The organism is Streptomyces sp. NPDC012474, assembly GCF_042955185.1.
In the GTDB taxonomy this organism is placed as follows: domain Bacteria; phylum Actinomycetota; class Actinomycetes; order Streptomycetales; family Streptomycetaceae; genus Streptomyces; species Streptomyces cahuitamycinicus.
On sequence record NZ_JBIBEP010000011.1, the window covers coordinates 109,175 to 127,945 of the forward strand.

At 71.5% G+C, this 18,771-nt stretch carries 14 protein-coding genes; 10 read left to right on the plus strand and 4 right to left on the minus strand.

What is annotated here, in order from left to right:
* Positions 1 to 78: 78 nt before the first annotated feature.
* Complete coding sequence (gene mutM / locus ACFY9S_RS23920; RefSeq protein WP_391131768.1) at positions 79 to 939, plus strand: bifunctional DNA-formamidopyrimidine glycosylase/DNA-(apurinic or apyrimidinic site) lyase; 861 nt, start codon at positions 79 to 81, stop codon at positions 937 to 939.
* Here the strand turns inward: mutM and ACFY9S_RS23925 are convergent.
* Together ACFY9S_RS23925 and ACFY9S_RS23930 are read right to left on the minus strand one after the other, a co-directional pair.
* Entirely contained in the window at positions 929 to 1,327 is a 399-nt protein-coding gene (locus ACFY9S_RS23925; RefSeq protein ID WP_391131770.1) for a winged helix-turn-helix transcriptional regulator, read from the minus strand. The genes mutM and ACFY9S_RS23925 overlap by 11 nt on opposite strands.
* Positions 1,328 to 1,411: 84 nt before the next feature.
* The gene (locus ACFY9S_RS23930) at positions 1,412 to 2,545 is read right to left on the minus strand and encodes a CAP domain-containing protein (RefSeq protein ID WP_391131772.1); all 1,134 of its coding nucleotides are present in this window, start codon (positions 2,543 to 2,545) and stop codon (positions 1,412 to 1,414) included.
* A 161-nt stretch (positions 2,546 to 2,706) separates the two neighbouring features.
* Between ACFY9S_RS23930 and ACFY9S_RS23935 the strand changes: the two genes are divergently transcribed.
* From ACFY9S_RS23935 to ACFY9S_RS23950, 4 genes are all read left to right on the plus strand, one after another.
* Complete coding sequence (locus ACFY9S_RS23935) at positions 2,707 to 2,988, plus strand: acylphosphatase (protein WP_031138144.1); 282 nt, start codon at positions 2,707 to 2,709, stop codon at positions 2,986 to 2,988.
* A 377-nt stretch (positions 2,989 to 3,365) separates the two neighbouring features.
* Complete coding sequence (locus ACFY9S_RS23940; protein ID WP_030852030.1) at positions 3,366 to 3,569, plus strand: hypothetical protein; 204 nt, start codon at positions 3,366 to 3,368, stop codon at positions 3,567 to 3,569.
* A gap of 220 nt (positions 3,570 to 3,789) precedes the next feature.
* Positions 3,790 to 7,368: a chromosome segregation protein SMC gene (gene smc / locus ACFY9S_RS23945; RefSeq protein ID WP_391131774.1), complete on the plus strand. Its 3,579-nt coding sequence runs from the start codon at positions 3,790 to 3,792 to the stop codon at positions 7,366 to 7,368.
* Positions 7,369 to 7,590: 222 nt separating this feature from the next.
* Positions 7,591 to 9,009: a sugar porter family MFS transporter gene (locus ACFY9S_RS23950; RefSeq protein ID WP_391131776.1), complete on the plus strand. Its 1,419-nt coding sequence runs from the start codon at positions 7,591 to 7,593 to the stop codon at positions 9,007 to 9,009.
* 181 nt (positions 9,010 to 9,190) lie between these two features.
* Here the strand turns inward: ACFY9S_RS23950 and ACFY9S_RS23955 are convergent, their stop codons facing one another.
* On the minus strand, positions 9,191 to 10,162 hold the full coding sequence (locus tag ACFY9S_RS23955) for an LLM class flavin-dependent oxidoreductase (RefSeq protein ID WP_391131778.1): 972 nt from the start codon (positions 10,160 to 10,162) through the stop codon (positions 9,191 to 9,193).
* A gap of 151 nt (positions 10,163 to 10,313) precedes the next feature.
* On the opposite strand from ACFY9S_RS23955, the gene ftsY reads away from it, so the two are divergent.
* Positions 10,314 to 11,513 (plus strand): signal recognition particle-docking protein FtsY, encoded by a 1,200-nt coding sequence (gene ftsY / locus ACFY9S_RS23960; RefSeq protein WP_391131780.1) that lies wholly within the window; start codon positions 10,314 to 10,316, stop codon positions 11,511 to 11,513.
* A 121-nt stretch (positions 11,514 to 11,634) separates the two neighbouring features.
* Here the strand turns inward: ftsY and ACFY9S_RS23965 are convergent, their stop codons facing one another.
* Positions 11,635 to 12,300: a bifunctional DNA primase/polymerase gene (locus ACFY9S_RS23965; protein ID WP_391131782.1), complete on the minus strand. Its 666-nt coding sequence runs from the start codon at positions 12,298 to 12,300 to the stop codon at positions 11,635 to 11,637.
* Between the two features lie 445 nt (positions 12,301 to 12,745).
* On the opposite strand from ACFY9S_RS23965, the gene ACFY9S_RS23970 reads away from it, so the two are divergent.
* From ACFY9S_RS23970 to ACFY9S_RS23985, 4 genes are all read left to right on the plus strand, one after another.
* Positions 12,746 to 14,242: a hypothetical protein gene (locus tag ACFY9S_RS23970; RefSeq protein WP_391131784.1), complete on the plus strand. Its 1,497-nt coding sequence runs from the start codon at positions 12,746 to 12,748 to the stop codon at positions 14,240 to 14,242.
* Positions 14,243 to 14,579: 337 nt separating this feature from the next.
* Complete coding sequence (locus tag ACFY9S_RS23975) at positions 14,580 to 15,920, plus strand: ammonium transporter (protein ID WP_391131785.1); 1,341 nt, start codon at positions 14,580 to 14,582, stop codon at positions 15,918 to 15,920.
* Positions 15,917 to 16,255, plus strand: coding sequence for a P-II family nitrogen regulator (locus tag ACFY9S_RS23980; protein WP_003993253.1), 339 nt, complete (start codon positions 15,917 to 15,919; stop codon positions 16,253 to 16,255). The genes ACFY9S_RS23975 and ACFY9S_RS23980 overlap by 4 nt, the downstream gene beginning before the upstream one ends.
* Before the next feature lie 38 nt (positions 16,256 to 16,293).
* Positions 16,294 to 18,741, plus strand: a complete 2,448-nt coding sequence (locus ACFY9S_RS23985; protein ID WP_391131787.1) for a [protein-PII] uridylyltransferase — start codon at positions 16,294 to 16,296, stop codon at positions 18,739 to 18,741.
* Positions 18,742 to 18,771 lie beyond the last annotated feature (30 nt).

The window sequence follows — 18,771 nt, forward strand, 5'->3', positions numbered from 1 at the left end:
AAGCACAGCGCACCCGAGCGCCCGCCCCTGCCCGGGGCGGGCGCTCGCGTCATCCACAGGTTTGTGACGGGGGACCCCATGCCCGAGCTGCCCGAGGTCGAGGTCGTACGGCGCGGTCTCGAGCGGTGGATCGCCCACCGGACCGTCGCCGAGACCGAGGTACGGCACCCGCGCGCCGTTCGCCGCCACCTCGCGGGCGGCGACGACTTCGCACACCGCCTGAAGGGCCACCGCATCGGCGTGCCCAGCCGCCGCGGCAAGTACCTGTGGCTGCCCCTGGAGGACACGGACCAGTCGATCCTGGCCCATCTCGGCATGAGTGGCCAGCTCCTTGTCCAGCCGCACACGGCCCCGGACGAGAAGCACCTGCGCATCCGCGTCCGCTTCACCGACGCCCTCGACACCGAACTCCGCTTCGTCGACCAGCGCACCTTCGGCGGCCTCTCGCTGCACGAGAACACCCCCGACGGCCTGCCCGACGTCATCGCGCACATCGCCCGCGACCCGCTGGATCCGCTCTTCGACGACGAGGCCTTCCACCGGGCGCTGCGCCGCAAGCGGTCCACGATCAAGCGGGCCCTGCTCGACCAGTCGCTGATCAGCGGCGTCGGCAACATCTACGCGGACGAGGCCCTGTGGCGCGCCCGCATCCACTACGAGCGCCCCACCGCGACCTTCACGCGCCCGCGCACCCTGATGCTCCTGGGACATGTGCGGGACGTGATGAACGCGGCCCTCGCGGTGGGGGGCACCAGTTTCGACAGCCTGTACGTCAACGTCAACGGGGAGTCGGGCTACTTCGACCGGTCGCTCGACGCGTACGGCCGTGAGGGCCTGCCCTGCCGGCGCTGCGGCACGCCCATGCGGCGGCGGCCCTGGATGAACCGGTCCAGCTACTTCTGCCCGAAGTGCCAGCGGCCGCCGCGGATCACGCCCTAGCGGAGTCGTACCGCTCGCGGGCGGCCAGGACCTCGTCCATGCTGCCCTCCACGAAGTGGATCAGGGCGAGCAGCCGCTGCGCCACCTCGCGCCCCAGGGGCGTCAGCTCGTAGTCCACCCGGGGCGGATTCGTCGGCTGGGCCTCGCGGTGGACCAGGCCGTCGCGCTCCAGGGCGTGCAGCGTCTGGGACAGCATCTTCTCGCTCACCCCGTCGACGCGGCGGCGCAGCTCGTTGAAGCGCAGCGAACCCTCGTACAGGGCGCCGAGCGCCAGGCCGCCCCAGCGGCCCGTGACATGCTCCAGCGTGCCGCGCGACGGACAGGCCTTGGCGAACACGTTGTACGGAAGGTCGTCGAGCCCTTCCGCGAGCTCCTGGGGGGTGGTCATGGGCCCAGCCTACGCCAGCACAGCGCTAACCGACAGAAGGCACTAACCAAGAGTTAGCGCCTTCGTCGACCTGCTCACGGCGTCCTAGTAGCCGAAGTTCTGCGTCCACCAGGGGCCGCCGGAGCCGCGCTCGACACCGACGCCCAGCGTCTTGAAGTCGCAGTTCAGTATGTTCGCGCGGTGGCCGGGGCTGTTCATCCAGGCATCCATCACGGCCGCGGCGTCGGCCTGGCCGCGGGCGATGTTCTCGCCGCCGAGGTTGGATATCCCGGCCTTCTCGGCCCGGTCCCACGGCGTGCGGCCATCCGGGTCGGTGTGGTCGAAGAAGCCCCGTGCGGCCATGTCCTCGCTGTAGCTCTGGGCCAGACCGGTCAGGGCGCTGTTGGCGGCGACCGGGCTGCAGCCCACCTTGGCCCGCTCCTCGTTCACGAGGCTGAGCACCTGAGCCGCGGCGGCGGATTCGCCGGCCAGAGCGGCTGAGGCCCCGGGAGCCTTCGGAGCCTTGGTGGCCGTACGGGAGGGCGTGCTGTCCGGCTTCTCGCTCGGGGTGGCCGCCGGCTTCTTCTTCTCCGGGGCCTTCTCCGTCTTCTCCGTCTTCTCCGTCTTCTCCGGCGTCTTCGTCGGTGCGGCCGAGGACTTCGAGGCGGAGGGCGACGGGGAGCCGGAGCGCTCGGCGTCCCGACTGGTGGACGTGTCGTCCCGGCTGTCGGCGCTGCCGGAGGTGCCGCCCTGCTCGATCGGGGTGTTCGTCGGCGTGTCCCCGGCCTGGACCTTGTCGGCCCCGCCGTTGCCGCCGAGCTTGTAGTCGTCGAGGCCGGGCACGGCGCCGGTGGCGACCGCGACCGTGCCGAGGGCGACGGCGGCGGAAACGCCGAGGAGGCCGGTGCGCATCGGCCGGGCGGTCTTCTTGCGGCGCCGGTGGGAACCCGAGCGGCGGGCGCCGCCGTCGGGCGTGAAGCCGTCGCTCGCGAAGACGGCCGTGTCGCCGTAGTGGTCACCCGCGGCGGACCCCTCGGCCCCGAACAGGTAGGCCTCGCTCTTCGCGTAGCTGCCGTCGTGCGCCTCGGGGTTCAGATAGGGCGCGATGCCCATCGTCGGGGCGTCGTCCGCGGTGGGGTACAGCGGATCGTGCCCCTCCGTGAAGCCGTCGGCGTGGGTGATTCCCGTGGCGCGGCCCGTGGCGGCGCGGCCGGCGTCGGAGCGTCGGTGGCGTCCCATGTCCTGGCCTTCCTCGTCCTGGCGGTCGACTCATCCTCGAGATCAACACCAAACTCACTCGATCGTGTGAGTTTCATATGAGATTCGTTGAGGGGGGACGGTACCGCATGGCGCAAGTGGAGGAAGTGCCCGGAGGGAGATTGGGCGGTTAGGTTGCAGTCATGAGCGAGGATGTGCGATTGGTCGCCTGGGTGCGTGGACGCGTCCAAGGTGTGGGTTTCCGCTGGTTCACGCGGGCCAAGGCTCTGGAGATCGGCGGCCTGAGTGGCTTTGCTCTCAATTTGGGCGACGGGCGGGTCCAAGTGGTCGCCGAGGGCGGGCGCGAGGGGTGCGAGGGGCTCCTGGAGTGGCTTCAGAGTGACGACACGCCCGGCCGCGTGGACGGCGTCACCGAGATCTGGGACACACCGCGCGGCGGTTACGACGGCTTCGCCATCCGCTGAGCGCAATCGCCGGGCGGGCTCCGAGGCCGCCCGCGGACGGCTCGCGGGGGGCCGCCCCGGACGGAAACTCGCTGGTTATTGCCGAGAACAGCTTGCCTCGGCGCGCTCCACCCGCAAGGATGATCGCCACGCCCCGAGGGCCCCGCAGAAGCCGCAGTACGGCCGTTCCAGGCCGCGCGCGCCCGGGCCGCCCCCAAGACGGGGCGTGATCGTGTTGACCGTCAAACTTTTTGGTGAGACGCTGAAAGCCCCGCGCACCTTAGCTGTTTGGCATGGCTGAACGGCAGCACAACTCCAGGCCCTGCCAAGCCGCGGGTGCGAATCCCTCACGACCCACACCGCAGCGGTCGGTCACGCATTGTGGAGGACCATCCATCATGGCAAAGGCGCTTCTCGGTTACGTCGGCGGCTCCGACCCTCGACTCCTCGCCGAGATGCGACGGCTCCAGCAGCGCGTCCAGGACCTGGAATCCGAACTCGGACGAATCCAGGCGGAGAACGAAGCGCTGACGGCTGCCGCTTCTCACGACAGGATCATGGAGAGCGTTGACGCACACCAGGCGGAGCCTGCGCTCACCTGATCACTGCACCGCTCCACAACAGCACAGCAGTGGTTGGGCCGCCCGTCACAACCGCCTAGTTGTCTGAAGTGCAAGGGACGCCCTGTCGGCGTCCCTTCTTTCTTGCCTTCTTGCCCCCGCATCCTTTCACCGTCTTTAACGTCTGATGTGCCCTGCGCGTTCAGCGGTGAAACCGCGGCTTCATGGAGTGAGACGGACCCGGGCGGTAGAGTCCGGCGGCGTGCACCTCAAGGCCCTGACCCTCCGCGGGTTCAAGTCGTTCGCCTCCGCGACCACCCTCCGGTTCGAGCCGGGGATCACGTGCGTCGTCGGACCGAACGGCTCGGGCAAGTCCAACGTCGTCGACGCGCTCAGCTGGGTCATGGGCGAGCAGGGCGCCAAGTCGCTGCGCGGCGGCAAGATGGAGGACGTCATCTTCGCCGGCACCACCGGCCGCCCCCCGCTGGGCCGTGCCGAGGTGTCCCTGACCATCGACAACTCCGACGGGGCCCTGCCCATCGAGTACGCCGAGGTCACCATCACGCGGATCATGTTCCGCAACGGCGGCAGCGAGTACCAGATCAACGGCGACACCTGCCGCCTCCTCGACATCCAGGAGCTCCTCTCCGACTCCGGCATCGGCCGCGAGATGCACGTGATCGTCGGGCAGGGCCAGCTCGACTCCGTACTGCACGCCGATCCCATGGGCCGGCGCGCCTTCATCGAGGAGGCCGCCGGCGTCCTCAAGCACCGCAAGCGCAAGGAGAAGGCGCTGCGCAAGCTGGACGCGATGCAGGCCAACCTCGCGCGCGTGCAGGACCTCACCGACGAGCTCAGACGGCAGCTCAAGCCGCTCGGCCGCCAGGCCGCCGTCGCGCGCAGGGCCGCCGTCATCCAGGCCGACCTTCGCGACGCCCGCCTGCGCCTCCTGGCCGACGACCTCGTACGGCTCCGGGAGGCACTCAAGGCCGAGGTCGCCGACGAGGCCGCGCTGAAGGAGCGCAAGGAGTCCGCCGAACAGGAACTGCGCAGGGCGCTCCAGCGCGAGGCGCTCCTGGAGGACGAGGTACGGCAGCTCACGCCGCGGCTCCAGCGCGCCCAGCAGACCTGGTACGACCTCTCCCAGCTCGCCGAACGCGTACGGGGCACGATCTCGCTGGCCGACGCCCGCGTGAAGAGCGCCACCTCCGCGCCCCCCGAGGAGCGGCGCGGCCGCGACCCCGAGGACATGGAGCGCGAGGCCGCCCGCATCCGCGAGCAGGAGGCCGAGCTGGAGGCGGCCCTGGAGGCGGCCGAACGGGCCCTGGAGGACACGGTCGCCCACCGCGCCGAGCTGGAACGCGCGCTCACGCAGGAGGAGCGGCGCCTGAAGGACGCCGCCCGCGCCATCGCCGACCGGCGTGAGGGCCTGGCGCGGCTCAGTGGCCAGGTCAACGCCGCCCGGTCCCGCGCGGCCTCCGCCCAGGCCGAGATCGAACGTCTGGCGGCCGCCCGCGACGCAGCGCGGGAACGTGCCGTCGCCGCGCAGGAGGAGTACGAGGCACTCAAGGCCGAGGTCGACGGCCTCGACGCCGGTGACGCGGAACTCTCCGCGCGGCACGAGGCGGCGAAGCAGCAGCTGGCAGAGGCCGAGGCCGCCCTCACGACAGCCCGCGAGGAGGCCACGGCGGCGGAACGTGAACGCGCCGCCACGCAGGCACGCCACGAGACCCTCGCCCTCGGTCTGCGCCGCAAGGACGGCACCGGGATACTGCTCGCGGCGAAGGACCGTCTCTCCGGCATCCTCGGCCCGGCGGCGGAACTGCTGACGGTGACCCCGGGTCACGAAGTCGCCCTCGCGGCTGCCTTCGGTGCCGCGGCGGACGCGATCGCGACGACCAGCCCGTCTTCGGCGGCGGACGCGATCAGACTCCTTCGCAAGCAGGACGGAGGCCGGGCGACCCTGCTCCTGGCCGGAGATCCTCACCCCGGGGACGCGGGGAACCGCGTGACCAGCCACGACGGACCCGCAGGCACACGGCACCCCTTCGCCGCCGACCTGGTCCGCGGCCCGTCCGACCTCATGCCGGCCGTCCGCCGGCTGCTCCACGGCATCGTCGTCGTCGGCACCCTCGAGGACGCGGAAGACCTCGTATACGGTCACCCCCACCTCACCGCGGTCACCGCCGAAGGCGACCTCCTCGGCACCCATTTCGCCCACGGTGGCTCCGCCGGCGCCCCCAGCCTCCTCGAAGTGCAGGCCTCCGTCGACGAGGCCGCCGCCGAGCTGGAAGAGCTGGCCGTCCGCTGCGCGGAGCTCACCGAGACGCAGCACGCGGCGGCCGGGCGCCGCAAGGAGTGTGCCGCACTGGTGGAGGAGCTGGGGGAGCGGCGCCGGGCCGCCGACCGGGAGAAGTCGGGCGTCGCGCAGCAGCTCGGGCGGCTCGCGGGCCAGGCGCGCGGCGCCACCGGCGAGGCGGAACGTGCCACCGCAGCCGCGGCCCGTGCCCAGGACGCCCTCGACAAGGCGCTCCAGGAGGTCGAGGAACTCGCCGAGCGGCTCGCCGTCGCCGAGGAGATGCCGTTCGAGGAGGAGCCCGACACCTCCGTCCGGGACCGGCTGGCCGCCGACGGCGCCAACGCACGCCAGACGGAGATGGAGGCCCGTCTTCAGGCCCGTACGCACGAGGAACGCGTCAAGGGCCTGGCCGGACGGGCCGACTCGCTGGACCGGGCCGCCCGCGCGGAACGCGAGGCACGCGCGCGTGCCGAGCAGCGTCGGGCTCGGCTCCGGCACGAGGCGGCCGTCGCCGAGGCCGTCGGCGCGGGTGCGAGGCAGCTGCTCGCGCACGTGGAGGTCTCCCTGGCCCGTGCCGACGAGGAGCGCACCGCCGCCGAGGCGGCCAAGGCCCGACGCGAGCAGGAACTGACCCGGGCCCGCACCGAAGGGCGCGATCTCAAGGCGGAACTCGACAAGTTGACGGATTCGGTTCACCGGGGCGAGGTACTCGGCGCCGAGAAGCGGCTGCGCATCGAGCAGTTGGAGACCAAGGCGCTGGAGGAGCTGGGTGTCGAACCGGCCGGACTGGTGGCGGAGTACGGACCGCACCAGCTCGTGCCGCCCTCGCCCCCCGCCGAGGGCGAGGAGCTGCCGGAGGACCCGGAGCACCCGCGCAACCGCCCGAGGCCGTATGTCCGGTCCGAGCAGGAGAAGCGCCTGAAGTCGGCCGAACGCGCTTACCAGCAGCTCGGCAAGGTGAACCCGCTCGCCCTGGAGGAGTTCGCGGCGCTGGAGGAACGCCACCAGTTCCTCAGTGAGCAGCTGGAAGACCTGAAGAAGACACGGGCGGACCTCCTGCAGGTGGTGAAGGAGGTCGACGAGCGCGTCGAGCAGGTCTTCACCGAGGCCTACCGGGACACGGCCCGGGAGTTCGAGGGCGTGTTCTCCCGCCTGTTCCCCGGTGGTGAGGGACGGCTGATCCTGACCGACCCCGACAACATGCTCACCACGGGCGTGGACGTCGAGGCCCGTCCGCCGGGCAAGAAGGTCAAGCGGCTGTCGCTGCTCTCGGGCGGGGAGCGGTCGCTGACCGCGGTGGCCATGCTCGTGTCGATCTTCAAGGCGCGACCCAGTCCCTTCTACGTCATGGACGAGGTCGAGGCCGCGCTCGACGACACCAACCTCCAGCGGCTCATCCGGATCATGCAGGAGCTCCAGGAAGCCTCCCAGCTGATCGTGATCACCCACCAGAAGCGCACGATGGAGGTCGCCGACGCCCTCTACGGCGTCTCCATGCAGGGCGACGGTGTGTCGAAGGTCATCAGCCAGCGCCTCCGTTAGATGTGTGTGCTCTACACCTGCCCCACCTGCACGGTCTCGATGGCTTCAACACTTGAACACATAGCCCCCACACTCATGCCTGGATTCACAGCTGCGGACCTATTGACTTCGAAACTTGAAGGAATAGTCTCGGCAACGTTCCGTTTACCTTCAGGTACCTTCAGGTGGACCTCGAAGGGCTGATCCCCTCCGGCAGCGTTGCCGGTGGCCCGAGGAGTACACGTGACCAGCACAGCGCAGGCACCCAAGTCAGGAGCCGGTACGGCTCACCCCGATCATCTCGGGCACGTCATCTTCATCGCGGCGGCGGCCGCGATGGGCGGTTTCCTCTTCGGCTACGACAGTTCCGTGATCAACGGCGCCGTCGAAGCCATTCGTGGCCGCTACGACGTCGGCTCGGCGGCCCTGGCCCAGGTCATCGCCATCGCCCTCATCGGCTGCGCCATCGGCGCCGCCACCGCCGGCCGCATAGCCGACCGCATCGGCCGCATCCGGTGCATGCAGATCGCCGCGGTCCTCTTCACCGTCAGCGCCGTCGGCTCCGCGCTCCCCTTCGCGCTGTGGGACCTCGCCTTCTGGCGCGTCGTCGGCGGCTTCGCCATCGGCATGGCCTCCGTGATCGGCCCGGCCTACATCGCCGAGGTCGCCCCGCCCGCCTACCGCGGCAGGCTCGGATCCTTCCAGCAGGCCGCCATCGTCATCGGCATCGCCGTGTCGCAGCTGGTCAACTGGGGTCTGCTGAACGCCGCCGACGGTGACCAGCGCGGCAAGCTGATGGGCCTGGAGGCCTGGCAGGTCATGCTCGGCGTCATGGTCGTCCCGGCCATCCTCTACGGGCTGCTCTCCTTCGCCATCCCCGAGTCCCCGCGCTTCCTCATCTCCGTCGGCAAGCACGAGCGCGCCCGGGAGATCCTCATCGAGGTCGAGGGCAAGGACATCGACCTGGACGCTCGCGTCGCCGAGATCGAAGGCGCCATGAAGAGCGAGCACAAGTCGAGCTTCAAGGACCTGCTCGGCGGCAGCTTCTTCTTCAAGCCGATCGTCTGGGTCGGTATCGGCCTGTCGGTCTTCCAGCAGTTCGTCGGCATCAACGTCGCGTTCTACTACTCCTCTACGCTGTGGCAGTCGGTCGGCGTGGACCCGACGGACTCGTTCTTCTACTCCTTCACCACGTCGATCATCAACATCCTCGGCACCGTCATCGCGATGATCTTCGTCGACCGCATCGGACGCAGGCCGCTGGCGATCATCGGCTCGGTCGGCATGGTCGTCGGCCTCGCACTGGAGGCCTGGGCGTTCTCGTACCACCTGGTCGACGGCAAGCTGCCGGCCACGCAGGGCTGGGTCGCCCTGATCGCCGCGCACATCTTCGTCCTCTTCTTCGCCCTGTCCTGGGGTGTGGTCGTCTGGGTCATGCTCGGCGAGATGTTCCCCAACCGGATCCGCGCCGCCGCGCTGGGCGTGGCCGCCGCCGCGCAGTGGATCGCCAACTGGGCCATCACCGCGAGCTTCCCGTCGCTGGCCGACTGGAACCTCTCCGTCACGTACGTGATCTACACCGCGTTCGCCGCGCTCTCGATCCCGTTCGTCCTGAAGTTCGTCAAGGAGACCAAGGGCAAGGCGCTGGAGGAGATGGGCTGAGCCCCGTCCCGCACACTCGGGGAGAAGGGCCAAAGTCCCCGCCGCCCTTCTCCCCGTAACCCGCCGCCGCCCCGGTTCGGCCACTGCCCGAGCCGGGGCGGCGGTCCGTCGTGCACCGGACCGGGACGCCGGACCTCGAAGCGGCCCGGCCGTCGCACTTCTCGGGGGCGTCGAGGGCGCGTCAGCCCGCCAGCTCCGGCAGCACCCGCTCGCAGAACAGCTGCAGACTCCGCCACCCCTCCTCCACCGGCATCCCGCCCGACAGCGGATGCAGGACGTAGGAGTCCAGCCCGAGCGCGACGCACGCGTCCGGGGTGAGGATCCGGTACACGCCCTCCGCGCGCAGGTCCTCGACCGTCGTCGCGCACGATTTCACCGCCGAGCGCACTCCGCCCGACTGCCAGGAGGCGTACGTCCGCGCCTCGTGCAGGAAGTGCCGCCCGTACCGCGCCCAGGCCCGGTCGGGGTCCTCGGCCACGTGCAGCAGGGGCGTCTCGGCGGCGGGCATCATGACCCAGCCCTCGGTGCCGTACTCGGCGAGCCTCTCCTTGTAGTACGCCTCCAGCTCCGGCAGGTGCGCACTGGGGAAGAAGGGCAGGCCCAGCCGGGCGGCCCGGCGGGCGGCTGCCTTCGAGGAGCCGCCGACCAGGAGCAGCGGGTGCGGTTCGGTGTACGGGCGCGGTGTGACACGGACCGTGCGGCCCCGGTAGGAGAAGGGTTCGCCGGTCCACGCCCGCAGCAGGGTCTGGAGCAGTTCGTCCTGCAGCCGCCCGCGCCGGGCGAAGTCCACGCCGAACAGGTCGTACTCCTCGGGCCGGTACCCGATCCCGGCGACCGTCACCAGCCGGCCGCCGCTCAGCAGGTCCAGTACGGCGATCTCCTCGGCCAGTCGCAGCGGGTCGTGCAGCGGTCCGATGATCGCCGAGACCGTGACCGCGATACGCCGGGTGGCGCCGAAGACCGCACCGGCGAAGACGAACGGCGACGGCAGCCAGTTGTTCTCCGCCCCGTGGTGCTCCTCCGTCTGGACCGTGCTGACGCCCCGGTCGTCGGCGTACGCGGCCATCTCCAGAGCCGCCCGGTACCGGGCGCCGAGCTCGGCGGGGCCGGCCCCGGGAGCGACGAGGTTGAAGCGTGCGACCGTGACGGGCATGGCGGCGTCTCCCTCCACCGGGCGGGTGTCCGGGAGACGTTAGCTGACGATGCGTCAGACAGCCAGGGGTGTGGAGATCCGGCGCCCCGCGACCTCGCGGGGCGGTGCGAGCGGGGTGTCCCGGGGGCTCATGACCGATACTGGACCCGTTATGGACATCGTCATCCTTGCTGTAGTCATCGCCGTGGTCGTGCTCGGCGCGCTCGGCGGGCTCATCGTCGGCAGCCGGCGCAAGAAGCAGCTGCCCCCGCCCCCGCCCGCAGCGCCCGACATCACCGCCCCACCGGCCGAGCCGCACGTCGGCGACGAGGCCGAGACGCCGCGGGAGGAACCGCGGCGCACGATAGAGGAGGTGGATCTCCCGGACGGCTCGGCTCCGGTCGTAGTCGAGGAGCCGCCCGCCGAAGCTCCCGAGATCGAGATCCCGGAACCCACGGCCGGCCGTCTGGTACGGCTGCGCACCCGGCTCTCGCGCTCGCAGAACGCCCTCGGCAAGGGGCTGCTCACCCTGCTGTCCCGCGAGCACCTCGACGAGGACACCTGGGAGGAGATCGAGGACACGCTGCTCACGGCCGACGTCGGCGTGCGGCCCACCCAGGAACTGGTCGAGCGGCTGCGCGAGCGGGTGAAGGTGCTCGGCACCCGCTCCCCCGAGGAGCTGCGCACCCTGCTCCGTGAGGAGCTGGTCACGCTGGTCGGCCGCGACATGGACCGCGTGGTCAAGACCGAGCCGGAGGACCGCAAGCCCGGCATCGTCATGGTCGTCGGCGTCAACGGCACCGGCAAGACCACCACCACCGGCAAGCTCGCCCGGGTCCTGGTGGCCGACGGCCAGAGCGTGGTCCTCGGCGCCGCGGACACCTTCCGGGCCGCCGCCGCCGACCAGCTCCAGACCTGGGGTGAGCGGGTCGGCGCCCACACCGTGCGCGGACCGGAGGGCGGCGACCCCGCCTCCGTCGCCTTCGACGCGGTCAAGGAGGGCAAGGAGATGGGTGCGAACGTCGTGCTCATCGACACCGCCGGCCGCCTGCACACCAAGACCGGCCTCATGGACGAGCTCGGCAAGGTCAAGCGGGTCGTGGAGAAGCAGGCCCCGGTCGACGAGGTGCTGCTCGTCCTGGACGCCACCACCGGCCAGAACGGCCTGGTCCAGGCCCGGGTCTTCTCCGAGGTCGTCGACATCACCGGCATCGTGCTCACCAAGCTGGACGGCACAGCCAAGGGCGGCATCGTGGTCGCGGTCCAGCGCGAGCTGGGCGTGCCGGTCAAGCTCGTCGGGCTCGGCGAGGGCGCGGACGACCTGGCGCCGTTCGAGCCGGAGGCGTTCGTTGACGCCCTTATCGGGGAGTGAGCTCGGCACCAGCCGCGGCACGACCTGCGAAGTACCGTACCTGCGCGAGAAGCGCCCGCCCCCGAGATGCAGTCGGGGCCGGGCGCTTCGCTCTGTGCCCTTGTCCTTGTCCTTGCCGCGCCTACGCCCGTGACCGGTGCGCCACGTAGGCCAGCGTGCCCAGCACCAGGCGGGCCTCCGGCGGCCCGGAGGCCGAGTCCAGGGCGGGGGAGCGCAGCCAGCGGACCGGGCCGAGGCCACCGCGGTCGGAGGGCGGTGCCGTGATGTGCGCGCCAGGGCCGAGACCGCGCAGGTCGAGGGAGTCCGGGTCGTCCCAGCCCATGCGGTAGAGCAGGCCGGGCAGGTCGGCGGCGGCGCCGGGGGCGACGAAGAAGTGGGCGCGGCCGTCAGGGGTGGCCGCGACCGGCCCCACGGGCAGGCCCATGCGCTCCAGGCGGGCCAGTGCGCGGCAGCCGGCGGGCTCGGCCACCTCGATGACGTCGAACGCCCGGCCGACCGGGAGCATCACCGAGGCGCCGGGGAACTCGCCCCAGCATTCCGTCACGTCGTCCAGCGTCGCCCCGGCGGCGAGCACCGGCGCGAAGTCCAGGGGGTGCGCGCCCGGCGCCGGGCAGTCGCCGCGGCCGCAGGAGCAGGCGCCCGCCGAGGCCCGGGCGCCCGGCACCACGTCCCAGCCCCACAGGCCGGTGTACTCGGCCACGGCCGTACCGTCCGACGTGCGGCCGCGGCGGCGTGAGCCGGACCGGATGTCGCGCATGCCCCGGCTGATGCCGATCGTGAAGCCCATGCCCCCTCCAACGGGTCCGCCGCACCGGTGGTTACGCTGCGATCGCGGTGCGTGACTCTCTGCTTCCGCCTTCCCGGCGGCGTCCGGTTCACTCGGCGCCCGGACGTGCCCACGGTTGCGTGCCCGGCGGCGCGCGCCCCCGAGTGCATCACTGCACCCGCTTCCGGTTGTGCTGTGTCAAGTCAATCGCGCGTAGCCGTACGTGAGTTCATTCGAAGGGGTGGCGAATGGTGGCGTTTCCGTGTGAGCCGTGGCTGGACGGGTGATCGTAGGATTACTTTGTGTGCACGAGTCCTGGGGGCACATGCGCTCGTGGGTATGCCGGAGGCAAGTCGTCATTCCGTTCGAAGGGTGACAAGGGCCGGACGGACGGCCGTACGAACCGGCATGCTGATAGGGCTTGGCGCACTCGGCGACAAGTGGTCTCAGGGATGGGGGCGTTCCAGTGAGCGGCAACGGCGGAAGCGGAACGAACGCTGCGAGCGCGACGCACGCTGACAAGCGCCCGAACGAGCTGCTCACCTCCTGGTTCGTGCGCAGCGGCTGGTCCAAGGGCGAGCTCGCCCGCCAGGTCAACCGCAGGGCACGGCAGTTGGGCGCCAACCACATCTCCACGGACACCTCCCGTGTGCGCCGCTGGCTCGACGGCGAGAACCCCCGTGAGCCGATCCCCAGGATCCTCTCCGAGCTGTTCTCGGAGCGCTTCGGCGTCGTCGTCTCCGTCGAGGACCTGGGGCTGCGCACCGCCCGCCAGTCACCCTCCGCGACCGGCGTCGACCTCCCCTGGACGGGCCCGCAAACAGTGGCCCTGCTCAGCGAGTTCTCGCGCAGCGACCTCATGCTGGCGCGGCGCGGCTTCCTCGGGAGCTCGCTGGTCCTGTCCGCGGGCCCGGCCCTCATCGAGCCCATGCAGCGCTGGCTCGTCCCCTCGCCCGCCGCCCCGCGCTCCGAGCCCGAGCCCGCGGGCGGCTCCGGTCGCGCCCGCGGCCGACTCTCCAGGCCCGAACTGGACCTCCTGGAGTCCACGACGGTGATGTTCCGGCAGTGGGACGCCCAGTGCGGCGGCGGCCTGCGCCGCAAAGCGGTCGTCGGCCAGCTGCACGAGGTGACCGACCTCCTCCAGGAGCCCCAGCCGGAGTCCACCACCCGCCGGCTGTTCAAGGTCGCCGCCGAGCTCGCCGAGCTGGCCGGCTGGATGTCGTACGACATCGGTCTCCAGCCGACCGCGCAGAAGTACTTCGTCCTCGCGCTGCACGCCGCCAAGGAGGCCGGTGACCGGCCCCTCGGCTCGTACGTGCTGTCCAGCATGAGCCGCCAGATGATCCACCTCGGCCGGCCCGACGACGCGCTGGAGCTGATCCACCTCGCGCAGTACGGCAGCCGGGACTGCGCGAGCCCGCGCACGCAGTCGATGCTGTATGCGATGGAGGCCCGCGCCTACGCCAACATGGGGCAGCCCGGCAAGTGCAAGCGGGCGGTCCGGATGGCCGAGGACACCTTCGCCGAAGCCGACGAGTGGGACGAGCCGGACCCCGACTGGATCCGCTTCTTCTCCGAGGCCGAGCTGTACGGCGAGAACTCCCACTCCTACCGCGACCTGGCCTACGTCGCCGGGCGCAGCCCCACCTACGCCTCGCTGGCCGAGCCCCTGATGAACCGGGCCGTGGAGCTCTTCGCCGAGGACGACGAGCACCAGCGGTCGTACGCGCTGAACCTGATCGGCATGGCCACGGTGCACCTCCTGCAGCGCGAGCCGGAGCGGAGCACGGTCTTCGCCACCGAGGCCATGCAGGTCGCGAAGAAGGTCCGCTCCGAGCGCGTCAACACCCGTATCCGGAAGACGGTCGACACCGCCGCCCGCGACTTCGGCGACCTGGGTGAGGTCGTCGACCTCACCGAGCGGCTCGCCGTCGAACTGCCCGAGACCGCCGAGGCGGTCTGAGAAGCCGTACAGCCCCAGAACCCCGGCCGCGGCCGGCCCTCCCGAACTGCCCGACTCGGCTCCCCCATGCCAGGTCATCGGAAGGCCGACCGCGGCCGGTCCCCGTGCCCACGGCTCCCCTGAAGCCGAAGGTTGCGCCACGATAACGATCGGCGCACCCGCAATCCGGCAGTTCATCGACGCGTAACACAGCAGGCGCCTTCGTCACGGCCGCGAAACAACGAGGGGCTTTCACCGAAACCGCGCTGCGCCAATCTCGTGGCGCATAACCGGCCTGCCCCTCAATCCGCTCGAGGCTTCGCCCGCACGGGGCCGTACCAATGACGAGGAGACGCCGATGGCACCAGCCATCACCCTTGCCGCAGAGGCGCCCAAGCTCTCTGCCGCGAACACAGGGTTCATGCTCATCTGTTCCGCCCTGGTGATGCTCATGACCCCGGGTCTGGCCTTCTTCTACGGAGGCATGGTCCGCGTCAAGAGCACCCTCAACATGCTGATGATGAGTTTCATCAGCCTCGGGATCGTCACCATCCTGTGGGTGCTGTACGGCTTCTCCATGGCGTTCGGCACCGACTCCGGCAGCCTCATCGGCTGGAACTCCGACTGGGTCGGCCTGGGCAACATCGGCCTGACGGAGCTGTGGCCCGGCTACACGATCCCGGTGTTCGTGTTCCTGGTCTTCCAGCTGATGTTCGCGATCATCACCCCCGCCCTGATCAGCGGCGCCCTCGCGGACCGCGTGAAGTTCAGCGCGTGGGCGCTGTTCATCGCCCTGTGGGCCACGGTCGTCTACTTCCCGGTCGCGCACTGGGTGTGGGGTGCCGGCGGCTGGGCCTTCGAGCTGGGCGTCATCGACTTCGCCGGTGGTACGGCGGTGCACATCAACGCGGGTGCCGCGGCGCTCGGCGTGATCCTCGTCATCGGCAAGCGCGTCGGCTTCAAGAAGGACCCGATGCGCCCGCACAGCCTGCCGCTGGTCATGCTCGGCGCCGGTCTGCTGTGGTTCGGCTGGTTCGGCTTCAACGCCGGCTCCTGGCTCGGCAACGACGACGGCGTCGGCGCGCTGATGTTCGTCAACACGCAGGTCGCCACCGCCGCCGCCATGCTGGCCTGGCTCATCTACGAGAAGATCCGCCACGGCGCGTTCACCACGCTGGGCGCCGCCTCCGGCGCGGTCGCGGGCCTGGTCGCCATCACCCCGGCCGGCGGGGCCGTCAGCCCGATGGGCGCGATCGCGGTCGGTGCCATCGCCGGTGTGCTGTGCGCCATGGCCGTCGGCCTGAAGTACAAGTTCGGTTACGACGACTCCCTGGACGTCGTCGGCGTCCACCTGGTCGGCGGTGTCGCCGGCTCCCTGCTGATCGGCCTCTTCGCCAGCGGCAAGGGCCAGTCCACCGTCGAGGGCCTCTTCTACGGCGGCGGCCTGACCCAGTTCTGGAAGCAGTGCGCTGGTGTCTTCGCGGTGCTCGCCTACTCCCTGATCGTCTCCGCGATCCTCGCCTTCATCCTCGACAAGACCATGGGCATGCGGGTCCCCGAGGACGACGAGGTCGCCGGCATCGACCAGGCCGAGCACGCCGAGACCGCATACGACTTCAGCGGCGCCGGTGGCGGTGCCGCCAAGACGGCCGTCACGGCCCCGGTCGCCGCAGCCGCGAGCAAGAAGGTGGACGCATGAAGCTCATCACCGCCGTCGTGAAGCCGCACCGGCTCGACGAGATCAAGGAGGCCCTGCAGGCCTTCGGAGTACACGGCCTCACGGTCACCGAGGCCAGCGGCTACGGTCGTCAGCGGGGCCACACCGAGGTCTACCGCGGTGCCGAGTACACCGTCGACCTCGTCCCCAAGATCCGCATCGAGGTCCTGGTCGAGGACGACGACGCCGAGCAGCTGATCGACGTGGTGGTCAAGGCGGCCCGCACCGGCAAGATCGGTGACGGCAAGGTCTGGTCCATCCCGGTCGACACGGCCGTACGGGTCAGGACCGGCGAGCGCGGTCCCGACGCGCTCTGAAAGCCCTCGAGGCAGGCAAACAGAACAGGAGTCGCCGGGTGACGGGTACGGACGTGCAGAAGGAAGCAGAGGACTCGGGACCCAGCGGCTACGCGGCGGCCCGGCTGCGTCTCCTCACCGAGGAGGCGCGGTCCGGGCCGCCGCGCCGTGCGGCCCTGGCCGAACTGACCGACGACTGGCTGACCGGCCTGTTCGCGGCCGGTGCCGATGGGCTGCGCGGTGCCTCACTGGTCGCCGTCGGCGGCTACGGACGGGGTGAGCTGTCCCCGCGCAGCGACCTCGACCTGCTTCTGCTGCACGACGGCAGTGACACCAAGGCCGTCGCCACCCTCGCCGACCGGCTCTGGTACCCCGTCTGGGACCTGGGCCTGGACCTCGACCACTCCGTCCGCACACCGGCCGAGGCCCGCAAGACCGCGGGCGAGGACCTCAAGGTGCAGCTCGGCCTCCTGGACGCCCGGCACATCACCGGTGACCTCGGCCTCACCGCCTCACTGCGCACCGCAGTCCTGGCCGACTGGCGCAACCAGGCGCCCAGACGCCTCCCCGAACTCCAGGAACTGTGCGCCGAGCGCGCCGAGCGCCAGGGCGAGCTGCAGTACCTGCTGGAGCCCGATCTGAAGGAGGCCCGCGGCGGCCTGCGCGACGCCACCGCCCTGCGGGCCGTCGCCGCCTCCTGGCTCGCCGACGCCCCGCGCGAGGGCCTGGCCGATGCCCGGCGCCGGCTCCTCGACGTCCGGGACGCACTGCACCTGGCCACCGGGCGCGCGACCGACCGGCTCGCGCTCCAGGAGCAGGACCAGGTGGCAGCCGAGCTGGGCCTGCTCGACGCGGACACGCTGCTGCGGCAGGTGTACGAGGCGGCGCGGCTGATCTCGTACGCCAGCGACGTCACCTGGCGCGAGGTGGGTCGCGTGCTGCGCTCGCGCGCCGTGCGGCCAAGGCTGCGCGCCATGCTGGGCGGCGGGAAGCCGACCACCGAGCGGTCCCCGCTGGCCGAGGGCGTGGTGGAGCAGGACGGCGAGGTGGTCCTCGCCCGCGCCGCGCGCCCCGAGCGTGACCCCGTGCTGCCGCTGCGCGCCGCAGCCGCCGCCGCACAGGCCGGACTGCCCCTCTCCCTGCACGCCGTACGGCGCCTGGCGGCCACCGTGCGCCCGCTGCCCACGCCCTGGCCCGCCGAGGCCCGCGAACAGCTCGTCACCCTGCTCGGCTCCGGCCGACCCACCATCGAGGTGTGGGAGGCGCTGGAGGCCGAGGGGCTGATCACCCGGCTGCTGCCCGACTGGGAGCGGGTGCGCTGCCGCCCGCAGCGCAACGCCGTGCACCTGTGGACCGTCGACCGGCATTTGATCGAGACCGCGGTGCGTGCCTCCGAGTTCACCCGCCGGGTCAGCCGCCCCGACCTGCTGCTGGTCGCCGCGCTGCTGCACGACATCGGCAAGGGCTGGCCCGGCGACCACTCCGTGGCGGGCGAGATCATCGCCAAGGACGTGGCCGCCCGCATCGGCTTCGACCGCCACGACGTGACCGTCGTCGCCACCCTCGTACGCCACCACCTGCTGCTCATCGACACCGCCACCAGGCGCGACCTCGAGGATCCGGCCACCGTGCGCTCCGTCGCCGAGGCCGTCGGCTCCCAGGGCACCCTGGAGCTGCTGCACGCGCTCACCGAGGCCGACGCCCTCGCGACCGGCCCGGCCGCCTGGTCGTCCTGGCGCGGCTCGCTCGTCGCCGACCTGGTCAAACGGGTTGCGGCGGTGCTCGCCGGAGACACCCCGGACGATCCCGAGGAGGCCGCACCGACCGCCGAGCAGGAGCGGCTCGCCCTGGAGGCGGCCGCCACGGGCAGCCCCGTGCTCGCCCTGCGGGCCCAGACCGAGCCGCCCGCCGGGCAGGAGCCGTCCGGTGACCCCGAGCCGCTCGGCGTGGAGCTGCTCATCGCCGTCCCCGACCAGCCCGGGGTGCTGCCCGCGGTGGCCGGTGTCCTCGCCATGCACCGGCTGACCGTACGCACCGCCGAGCTGCGCTCCCTGCACCTCCCGGACGGCGTCGACGGTTCCGTCCTGCTGCTGGACTGGCGGGTCGCCGCCGAGTACGGCTCCCTGCCGCAGGCCGCCCGCCTGCGCTCGGACCTCGTCCGGGCGCTGGACGGCTCCCTTGACATCGCCGGCCGCCTCGCCGAACGGGACGCGGCCTATCCGCGCCGGCGGGGCGTGATCGCGCCCGCGGCCAGGGTGTCCGTCCACCCGGCCGCCTCCCGACTGGCCACGGTCATCGAGGTCCGCTCCCAGGACGCCCCTGGCCTGCTGTTCCGCATCGGCCGCGCCCTGGAGGACGCGAGCGTACGGGTGCGCAGCGCGCATGTCTCGACGCTCGGCGCCAACGCCGTCGACGCCTTCTACGCGACCGGCCCGGAGGGCGCCCCCCTGCCCGGGGACGAGGCGGCGGCGGTGGCGCGGAAGCTGGAGGAGACACTGCGGGGGTGAGGCCGACCCGGCGACTTGTCACGCCGGGAT